This is a genomic window from Streptomyces sp. S3(2020) (assembly GCF_013044505.1).
Classification (GTDB): Bacteria; Actinomycetota; Actinomycetes; order Streptomycetales; family Streptomycetaceae; genus Streptomyces.
In genome coordinates this window covers 1-10112 of record NZ_JABERD010000288.1, presented here as the reverse complement: position 1 = coordinate 10112, position 10112 = coordinate 1, and the positions used below count along the sequence as shown (strand labels likewise).

General features: G+C 63.6%; 10 protein-coding genes. 8 read left to right on the top strand and 2 right to left on the bottom strand.

From position 1 onward, the window contains the following. Positions 1–208 precede the first annotated feature (208 nt). A complete protein-coding gene (locus tag HLK59_RS44900; RefSeq protein ID WP_171147444.1) occupies positions 209–3292 on the top strand; it encodes a DEAD/DEAH box helicase in 3084 nt (1027 codons plus the stop codon). 32 nt (positions 3293–3324) lie between these two features. Here the strand turns inward: HLK59_RS44900 and HLK59_RS44895 are convergent, their stop codons facing one another. Next, the gene (locus tag HLK59_RS44895) at positions 3325–3900 is read right to left on the bottom strand and encodes a hypothetical protein (protein ID WP_171147442.1); all 576 of its coding nucleotides are present in this window, start codon (positions 3898–3900) and stop codon (positions 3325–3327) included. A gap of 101 nt (positions 3901–4001) precedes the next feature. Here HLK59_RS44895 and HLK59_RS44890 point away from each other — a divergent pair, with 101 nt between their 5' ends. From HLK59_RS44890 to HLK59_RS44865, 6 genes are all read left to right on the top strand, one after another. Beyond that, a complete protein-coding gene (locus HLK59_RS44890) occupies positions 4002–5036 on the top strand; it encodes a hypothetical protein (protein ID WP_171147441.1) in 1035 nt (344 codons plus the stop codon). A 57-nt stretch (positions 5037–5093) separates the two neighbouring features. After that, complete coding sequence (locus tag HLK59_RS44885) at positions 5094–5735, top strand: HAD family hydrolase (protein ID WP_171147440.1); 642 nt, start codon at positions 5094–5096, stop codon at positions 5733–5735. Positions 5736–5864: 129 nt separating this feature from the next. Continuing rightward, positions 5865–7028, top strand: coding sequence for a helix-turn-helix transcriptional regulator (locus HLK59_RS44880; protein ID WP_171147443.1), 1164 nt, complete (start codon positions 5865–5867; stop codon positions 7026–7028). Positions 7029–7593: 565 nt separating this feature from the next. Next, positions 7594–7773: a hypothetical protein gene (locus tag HLK59_RS44875; protein ID WP_171147439.1), complete on the top strand. Its 180-nt coding sequence runs from the start codon at positions 7594–7596 to the stop codon at positions 7771–7773. A gap of 276 nt (positions 7774–8049) precedes the next feature. After that, entirely contained in the window at positions 8050–8664 is a 615-nt protein-coding gene (locus HLK59_RS44870; RefSeq protein WP_171147438.1) for a Scr1 family TA system antitoxin-like transcriptional regulator, read from the top strand. A gap of 114 nt (positions 8665–8778) precedes the next feature. Beyond that, positions 8779–9276, top strand: a complete 498-nt coding sequence (locus tag HLK59_RS44865; RefSeq protein ID WP_046263016.1) for a peptidylprolyl isomerase — start codon at positions 8779–8781, stop codon at positions 9274–9276. A 69-nt stretch (positions 9277–9345) separates the two neighbouring features. On the opposite strand, the gene HLK59_RS44860 is transcribed toward HLK59_RS44865, so the two are convergent. Continuing rightward, on the bottom strand, positions 9346–9684 hold the full coding sequence (locus tag HLK59_RS44860; RefSeq protein WP_171147437.1) for a hypothetical protein: 339 nt from the start codon (positions 9682–9684) through the stop codon (positions 9346–9348). A 239-nt stretch (positions 9685–9923) separates the two neighbouring features. On the opposite strand from HLK59_RS44860, the gene HLK59_RS44855 reads away from it, so the two are divergent. Then, the coding region (locus HLK59_RS44855) for a hypothetical protein (RefSeq protein ID WP_171147436.1) at positions 9924–10112 on the top strand (189 nt) is incomplete at its 3' end.

Sequence of the window (10112 nt, the reverse complement as noted above, 5' to 3'; positions counted from 1 at the left end):
ACCCTCACCGCCCCCACCTGGGCTACCCATCCCTCCGGGCGGCCCGACGGCGCCTCTAAAGAAGGCGAAGCCCTTCGTCGGGCTGACAGTGTCACCTGCTAGAACAGAGCCACTGCTGTGCGTGAGGGATTGGGGAATCAGCGTGGCTCAGCCGGGGGATCTGTCGCAGCCTGTCGCGGGTGTTTACGAAGAGCTCGTCACCCAACGCATGCAAGGGCAAATGGAACAGCTCAACGCAGCAGGCTGGAAAGCCATCGACGACGAGGTCAGCGAAGAATCGTCCCCCCACGTACTCGCCCGCCACATCAGTCAGGCGGTAACTCGACGACTGAGTCAGCTGCCGCAGGACAAGCGCGTCGCCGTAGCCAACCAGATCATCGAGTCTCTTGCGTCCGACTCATCCGGCCTTGAAAGCAGTGAAACGGCCGACTTCATCGCCGATGGCCCGCGCCAACTCCTCGCCCTGGCCGAGAAGGAGGCTCCCGGCGTCTACGCAATGCGCCCACTCACCCCTCTCTCGGAGACCGCGCTCATCACCAACTCCCCCGAGGACCCGAGCCTCGGCAGCGAGCTACGAGCGGAGCTAGCCACAGCCGACCGCATCGATCTCCTCTGCGCCTTCGTGAAGTGGTACGGCCTACGTGTCCTTGAAGACTCACTCCGTGCCGCCAGGGATCGCGGGGTCAAGATCCGAGTCATCACCACCACCTACATCGGCGCAACCGACCGTCACGCCCTCGACCGGCTCGTCCGAGACTTCGGCGCCGAGGTGCGGATCAACTACGAGACACGTTCGACCCGCCTCCACGCGAAAGCCTGGCTGTTCCGACGCAAGAGCGGATTCGACACGGCGTATGTAGGCAGCTCAAACTTGTCGAAGGCCGCACTGCTCGACGGCTTGGAGTGGAACGTACGCCTGTCATCAGTGGCCACTCCAGTCGTCCTCAATAAGTTCGAGGCCACCTTCGACGCGTACTGGAACGACATCGCTTTTGAGCCGTACGACCCCGAGCTCGACGCCCTTAAGTTGGACGAGGCCTTGACCATCGCGGGCGGTTCGCCGTCCAGTCAGGACGCCAAGATCAGCCTGTCTGGTCTTGAGGTTCGTCCGCACCCACACCAGGCCGACATGCTGGAGCGACTGCGCGTCGAGCGTGAGGTACGCGGTCACCGGCACAACTTGCTTGTAGCAGCAACCGGTACCGGCAAGACGGTCATGGCCGCCCTTGATTACCGCAATCTGCACAAGGAGGCGGGCGGCAAGCAGTACCCGCGGCTCCTCTTCGTGGCGCATCGCAAGGAGATCCTGCGGCAGTCGCTGCGCATGTACCGCGAGGTTCTCGACGACGCCTCCTTCGGCGAACCGCTCTTCACCGGCGAGCTACCGCGGGACTGGGAGCACGTCTTCGCCAGCGTCCAGTCGCTCACTGACCAGCGGCTCGACCAGTTCGACCCGGAACACTTCGACATCATCGTCATCGACGAGTTCCATCACGCTACGGCCACGACGTATCGCCGAGTGCTCAACCACTTCAAACCGAAGCAACTCCTGGGTCTGACCGCCACTCCCGAGCGCGCGGATGGCCTGAATGTGCAGGACGAGTTCTTCGAAGGCCGAATCGCTGCCGAAATGCGGCTGTGGGAAGCCCTCGACAACGACCTCCTGTGCCCATTCCACTACTTCGGTGTGCCCGACGGCACGGACCTCACCCGCCTCAACTGGCGGTCGGGGACATACGACCAGAGCCAGCTCGGCGACTTGTTCTCTGCCGACCATGCTCGGGCCCGCATCGTCATCAAGCAGGTGCAGGACAAGGTCTCCGACCCGATGAGCATGCGGGCGCTCGGCTTCTGCGTCAGCAGGAAACATGCTCACTTCATGGCGAAGTGTTTCCAAGACGCCGGCTTCAAGGCTGAAGCCTTGGACAGCGCATCGCGGCCCGAGGTCCGTGACCATGTTCTGTCCCAGCTCAAGGCTGGCGAGATCCAAGTCATCTTCTCCGTAGACCTGTTCAACGAAGGCTTGGACATCCCCGACGTCGATACGCTGCTCCTCCTGCGCCCCACGAGCAGCGCCACCGTCTTCCTCCAGCAACTCGGGCGAGGCCTGCGCCGCACGCCGGACAAGCCCGTGCTCACTGTGCTCGACTTCATCGGCCAGCATCGAGCCGAGTTCCGGTTCGAGGAGCAGTTCCGTGCGATGACGAACCTTTCGCGCAATCGACTCCTTGAGCACGCCGAACACGACTTCCCTCTGCTGCCGTCTGGCTGCCAGATCATCCTTGAGGGCAAGTCCAAGAAACTCGTGCTCGACAACATTCGCACCCAAATCAAGGCGACTGTGCAAACCCTCGCCAAAGAGGCGCGGATCTTCGACACGCCGCTCCTCGCTGACTACCTCAAGGAGAGTCGCCGCGAAATCCGGGAGCTGTACAAGTCGAGCAACTCATGGACGACAGTCCTACGTCGCGCCGATCTGGCAGATGCGCCTGAACTGCCTGGCGAGCAGGACCTGTTGAAGCGTGTGCATGCGTTCCTGCACGTTGACGATCAGGAACGCGCTGACGCGTACTCGCGCTTGTTGCGCGATGACGCACCAACGTACGACTCGCTGAGCGCGAAGGACCAAAGTTACGCCCGCATGCTGTTCTTCAACCTCTGGGACAAGGCTGGGGGGTTCGATTCCTATGCCGAGGGACTCGAATCACTCCGCGAGCAGCGAGCGTTCCGCCACGAGTTGCGACAGGTACTCGACCATGTGATGGGGCAAGCCGACCACTTCCCCCTCCCCCTGGAGGGCGTGCACGCTCACATTCCCTTGAAGATCCATAGCGCATACAACCGCTCCGAGATCCTGGCCGCCTTGGGTGTCGGCTGCCTCGGCGGTCAGATGCCCGGCACGTTTTCGCAGGGCGTCCTGTGGGACGAGCCGAACCAGACCGACGCCCTACTGATCACCCTCGAGAAGAACGAGAAGGACTTCTCGCCTACGGTCCGGTACAAGGACTACGCGCTCAGTCCCACGCTCTTCCACTGGGAGTCCCAGAACGCGATCGCGCCGAGCTCCCCCACGGGCCTGCGCTACCAGCAGCACAAGCATCGCGGAAGTCACGTCCTGCTGTTCATGCGACGCTACAAGGACACTGACATCGGCAAGGCTCAGCCTTGGATGCTGCTCGGTCCGGCAACGTATGGCGGGCACGAGGGCAGCAAGCCCATGGCCATTACCTGGCAGCTGCACTATGAGCTGCCCGCGGATGTGTGGTCGTACTCGGGCATCACCGCGGGCTAGCCGACCGGACGCCTGAACAACCTCGCGCGACGCTAGCTGATCGGCTGTCGCGGATCACGAACGATTTCTCCAGCCCTCTCAAGGAAGGCAGCATGGGCTAGCACCATCTCCTCCCTCACGCGGTCGAATGCGGACCATCGCGTATTCAGGCTCGCGGAGGCCGTGCTCTGTGCCTGCAACAAGGCTCCCATCGTGGCCAGGGACTTCCCCGTCACCCCGTACGCCAAGTCAATCGCCTCCCTTGGGCCCCATAGTGCCAATTGGCTGGTTTTGGCCTGTAGTTCGCGCATGCCTTCATGAAGTTCGCGCCTTGCCACCTCATTGAGGCTGCCTCCGTTTCGCACCTCGGGCACGAAACCTGCAAGTACGTCATCAAGCGCAGCATAAGCCGCAAAGAAGGCAGCAATGGATTGATGCCGCTGACTGCGCACCCACTGCCAGTGCTCCACCGCTGCTTGGCCCTGCACCTGCGCAAGAGCCGCCTCAACTGCCTTGCGCCCGCCAGCCTCTGCTCCACGCTTGGCATACCTACCAGCGATCACAGCCCCGATGACTGCGGCTACGAAAGCGATAACGCTCGCGATGAGCGTCCCCGTCACCTCACTCATCACACCATTCTCGTCTGAGCCTGGCGTTGCCACAACGACCTCTCAGGCAGCTGGCGTCACCTGCCGCACTTCACGAGCACCAAACCCATTAATCTCAACCCATGACGACGCCCAGGTCCGGCTTCCAACCCGGCGACATCCTCACGCGTGACGAGATCCACCCGGTGCTCGGCGGCAGCCCCTTCGCCGGGATCAGCCCAGCGGCGAAGCAGAGGAATGTCCTTATATTCTCGGACAGTGAGGCTGGCGAACGGTACGGGTATCGCGATGGATGGCTCGCAGAGGATGACGAGCTAGGCCCGATATTCACTTACACCGGAACCGGGCAAGAGGATAATCAAGCCCTCAGAGGCGGGAACTCCGCCATTCTGAAACATGCCGACATGGGGCGCACGCTCCATTTGTTCATAGCAGTGGGCAAGGTTCCAGGCGGCGGCGCAAAAGAGCATAAATATATCGGACAGTTCAAGGTCGATGAGCGCCACCCGTACGAGACACGCGTAGCCACTGACGTAAACCGCAAAGTCCGAAACGTCATCGTCTTTCGGCTACGCCCCACAGGCCTATACATAAGAGAGGCCTCCCACACTCTTCAACTGCCATCCACACCCAGGTCTCTCTTTAGCCAGACCGCAGGCCGATTCGCCCGGGCCATTGGACGACAGAGGCGCCAACTCCAGCCACAAACAAACATCGACCCGTCAGAAGTAACCCGCGACAATCTGGCGGACGCCTTCCAGGATCACAAGGTCGCCGAGGGGGAAACGTTTGGCCAGATGGAGTTGGAGATGCGCAACACGGCAGACCGGCTCACGTACGGCCTCTTCAGCCAGACAAACAACACGGTCTACGAGCCGACAGGCAGCACAGCACACGAGTCGATCGCCAAGGCCATTACTCAACTTCTCTTGGCACGGCACTACTTGAGGGATCTCCAGCCCGCCCAACCCCTCCACCTCATGGTGCTCACGCCAGCACTTCCGCGCGAGGACCTCCGAGACCTGCTCGCTGAACACGGGATTGGCCTCGCGTACCGCACCGACAACGGCGACTTCTCTGAGTTCGCGGCAACGGCCACACCCCCAGGCAGCGCTCCTCGCACTTTCCGCTGCTTGGATTGCCCTGTACCCGTCTAAGGATCGATCGGCGCCTCTTACCTGCCCCCACAAGCCCGACCCCGTAGGCTCCCCAAGGTGATTGACACCATCGTCCTGGACGTAGGCGAGACCATCACCCGCGACGACCGCTACTGGCACTCATGGGCGGACTGGCTCGACATCCCGCACCACACCCTCTCCGCCCTCGTGGGAGCCGTGGTCGCGCAGGGCCGCGACAACGCAGACGCCGTACGCCTGGCGCGCCCCGGCATCGACGTGGCAGCCGAGTACCACGCACGTGAGGCAGCTGGCCGCGGTGAGTTCCTGGACGAGACGGATCTGTACGACGACGTGCGTCCCGCCCTGTCAGGGCTACGCAAGCTCGGCATCCGCGTCATCGTCGCCGGGAACCAGACCTCCCGCGTGGGCGAACTGCTGCGCGACCTCGATCTGCCTGTTCACCTCATCGTCACCTCTGGGGACTGGGGCGTAGCGAAGCCCCACTCGGAGTTCTTCGAGCGTGTGATGGAAGTGGCCCAAGCCTCGCCGAGGGAGACGGTCTACGTCGGTGATCACCCGGCCAATGACATTTTCCCGGCGAAGGCGGCTGGGCTTCGGACGGCGCACATCCGTCGCGGACCGTGGGGTCATCTGTGGGCAGATAACCCGGAGTTGAGAGCGGCTGCCGACTGGCGGATCGACAGCCTCACTGAGCTCACCACGATCATCGCGGACTGAGGGCACAAGGAGGTTCCGTCGGCTGGGGCCGACCCGACGGATCGCGAACACGCTGCGTATCAATACGAGTACGGTGCGGAGCAGGCACCTCGGACTGGAGCCGGTGTGTCAGCACACGCCAACGACGGGGTGGGCAGGCGACTCGCCTACTACCGCAGCGTCATGCGCCCGAAGATGACACAGCAGCAACTCGCCGACGTCGCCTGCGTCGCGCTCGGCACCATCCGCAAGATCGAGCGAGGCGAGCGCGGTGTCACCGATGCCATGCTCGAAGCCCTTGCGGCGGCTCTTGGGATCGATCCAAGCCGCCTGCGTGTCGCCCGCGGTCCTGCACACACCCGCGTTCACGAGGCATTGCCCGCGCTCTCCGCGGCGCTCGCCACGTACGACCTTCCGGACGACGGTCCGACCCGACCTATCGACGAACTGCGAACTGCCGTTGCCGACGCCGCTCGCTGGCGTCTTGCGGCCCAGTACACCCGCATTGCGCGCGAACTACCCGATCTGCTCACCGAACTTGCCCGCGCCTACCATGAAGTGCCCACCCACAAGAGACACGAGCTGGCCATGCTCCTAGTCACCGCCTACCGTGCGGCGGACGCCGTGGCCTTCAAGTTCGGCGCTCACGACCTGTCCGCGCGCTTGGTCGAACTGATGCGTTGGGCCGCCCCCGACGCAGACGATCCACTACTCACCGCGTCCGTCGCCTATGTACGCACCGAGACCTTCTTCGTCGCACGCGCCCATACATCCGGGCTGCGCGCCCTTGAACAGGCCATCGACTCGGCGCCCACCGCGAACACGACTCCAGCTGTCGCGGCAAGAGGCACCCTCCACATGAGAGCTGCTGTAATCGCCGGACGAGCCCAGAACTCTGCGGCAGCGGAAACCCACCTCGACGAAGCGCGCGTCCTCGCGGATCGGGTGTCCGAATCCATTTACCACGGCACAGCGTTCGGACCCGACTCCGTTCGCATCCACGAAGTGTCCGTCGCCGTCAGCCTCGGTGACGGCCGCGTCAGTCGTGCCCTCACGGTCGCGCGTGACTGGAATCCGCCCTCCGATCTGCCTGCCGAACGGCGCTCCGGTTTCTACATCGAACTCGCCCGGGCACAACTCTGGTCCGGACTGACCGATCATGCTTTCGAGTCCCTCAAGGCAGCCCGCCGGATCGCCCCGCAGCACACGCGGGAACACCCGTGGGTCCGAGAAGACGCTGCCACGCTACGGCGGTTGAAGCGCGCTGACTCGGAGTCGCTCACGAACTTCGCCGAGTGGTGCATGGCCAACTGAGCCGCCCTCAGCTACCCCTCGCTGGGGTACTTGTGCTCCTTGCATGACTCCACCATCTGTCCCACGCGTAGGAACCAGCAGATGGGAATGTGGATGTCTGAGGCAATCCCGCTCGCGCAGCTCATGACCTGTGGATGCCAGGACGGGACGGTGGCGGCGTGAGTGCCGTCGCCGAACGGCGCCTGCCGTGGCTGCCGCCCGCAGGAGCGATCTGGCACGTCGAGGCGGGTACGCACTTCGACGCGATCCGAGTCGGCCGAACCGTCGGACAAACTGCACTGTCCCTCCTCGGAGGGGCGTCAGGGGCGGTGATCTGCGACCCGTGGAGCCGTATTCACTACTTTCTGACCGAGCCGTCGTCGACGACCGGCTGGGACGTACGAGAGACGACCGTGTGCGGAGCGGCCACCTACGTGGTCGTGCCACCTCTTAAGTCCAGGGAGATGAATCTGCACTGGGCTGTGCAACCGACTGCTGATCGCCCGTTCACGCCATCGGACCAGTTACGGCAGACGCTCCGGAAAGCAGTCGAAGCGCACTACGGCCCACGGACGGAGCGAGTTTGATGAGCGTGGAAGCAGCCGATGGCGTCGTCGACGCGTTCGACGTTCTTGTCCTTCACTGTCTCAACTGCCATACCTGCCGAGCCGATCCGAACCAGATGTGCCCGGACGCTCGTCCGCTGCACGACATCTGGAAGGCGCTGTGGAGGAAGGACCTGCGCGGTGATCTGCGCAAAGTGTGACGAGGCAATTCTGGTTGGCGAGGACTACGACAGCCACGACAAGGTCTCGGCCTCCGCAGGCGGGACCACGATCTACCGGCACAAGCTGTGCCCGTCGAGATCCCCCTCCCCAGCCACCCGGAAAAAGGGCGACAGAGACGCGTTGTGGCGGCGTGAATCACGACGACCTGATAACCGGCCGGATTTCATTGTTGGGTCCCTGAGCGACGATCCGCGCTCCACAGCGCGGGGTATGAGCCGGACTGGTTCACGATCTGCTACAGAAGGGAACTCACGGTGACCAGCTCCATCCCGTGGCAACAGCGGCTACGCACCGGCACAGAAGACATTCAGGACGAGGTGATCCGCTGGTACCAGCAGACGCCGCACGGCAAGGCGTACGTCCCCGACATGATCTGGGGCACGATCCAGACTGAGGCGTACGCGACCGTGATTCTCCATAGGGTTGTCGACTTCCTCGGCGTACCGGACGACGTACCGGCCGGGGTCGCCAAGCGGATGGAGCGGCAACAGGTGCTATACGACGGGAAGCACCACTACGAGGTGCTTCTCGGCGAGCAGGCCCTGTACACGAACGTCGGCGGGCCGAAGGTGATGCAGGAGCAAATGGGACGGCTACTTCACGAGATCAGCCTTCCCTCGCTTACCCTCGGCGTTCTCCCCACCGCCGCCGAAGCAGCCGTCGTCCCCATGTCCGGCTTCCACATGCGCGGCGACAGCCACGTCCACTACGAACTCGTATCCAGCGGTGTGGACATCACCGACCCTGATGAAGTCGCCCTACACGACAAGGCCTTCGCGGCTTTGAGTAGTGCCGCCGCCTACGGAGAAGCAGCAGAGAGCCTGATCGCCGATGCTCTGGCGTTCTGGGAGAGGTCGGCTGCCGACTGATCGCGACGGCGACCGGGGAGGGCACCCACCCGGTTCCATCACTCAGAGCAACGCCGCAAACGCACCCACCCCCACAATTACGGCAGCCCCAGCACGAGGGTGCAGGATAGGACCATGACAACCAAGGTCTACTTCGACATCACCATCAACGACGAGCCCGCCGGCCGTATCAACTTCAACCTCTTCGAGGACGTCGTCCCGAAGACCGCGGAGAACTTCCGCGCGCTGGCCACGGGCGAGAAGGGCTTCGGTTTTGCCGGGTCCTCGTTCCACCGGGTCATCCCGGACTTCATGCTGCAGGGCGGTGACTTCACCCGGGGCAACGGTACGGGTGGCAAGAGCATCTACGGTGAGAAGTTCGCCGACGAGAACTTCAAGCTCAAGCACGACCGTCCGGGCCTGCTGTCCATGGCCAACGCAGGCCCGAACAGCAATGGCTCGCAGTTCTTCATCACCACGATCGTGACGGGCTGGCTGGACGGCAAGCACGTCGTGTTCGGTGAGGTCGCCGACGAGGCGAGCATGGCGGTCGTCAGGAAGATCGAGTCGCTCGGCTCGGGCAGCGGCGCGACCTCGGCGAAGATCACCATTGCCGAGTCCGGTCAGCTCTGACACCTGCGGTCTCCGCGGACGGCCGGTGCGGTATCCATCGCCCCGGCCGTCGCGTATCGGTCAGGTCGGTCAGGGAATCAGCGTGTACACCTTGCAGTCCGCGCACCCCTTGTGCTGGCTCAGCTCGGTACTTCCGGCGCCGTTCTCGATGGTGATCTTGCCGCTGGCGTGGTGCCATGCCTTCCACTCGCCGTTGACCTTGATACGGGCCCAGGCATGCCCCGAGCAGTCGCCCCCCGAGTACTTCTTCGTCCAGGAGGTCCACTCGTCGCTGAAGGCGTAGTACTTGGAGCCACAGCTGCGGGTCCAGAACTCCTCGTCGGAGGCTGCCGCCGGTGATCCCACGGCGATGACCGCCCCGAACGCTGCGGCGAGGGCTACAGCGCCGAACTTCAGCCGATTACGCATGTGTTGTTCCCCCATTGTCTTCAAGATGGCCCAGATGGCCCAGATGGCTCAGATAGCCCAGATGGCATGGGCTCTGGTTCGTGCGGCCCGTGTCAGGTCGTTGTCCAGCGTGATCCATCTCGACTTCGGGGGGTACCTACAGAGTTGCAGGGTGCGCCGGGGTGAGCTGCCTCTTTCCCTGGCCTGCTTTGAGTAGCAGTACTCATGCCCGGCCCCTTGATCACGTCGAGACTTCGGGCATGAGACGACGACGTACCAGGAAGAGCAGCAACCCTCTCGGCCGTACGACCACCCTGTCCGCCTTGTCCGCCCTGTCGGCCCTGTGTGTGCTGGGGCTGTCTGCCTGTGGGGCCGAGCAGGCGGGAGACAAGGACAAGGGGGCCGCCGCCCTCACAGCCGCCGCCCACCCCCGGCAACGCCTCCCCCAC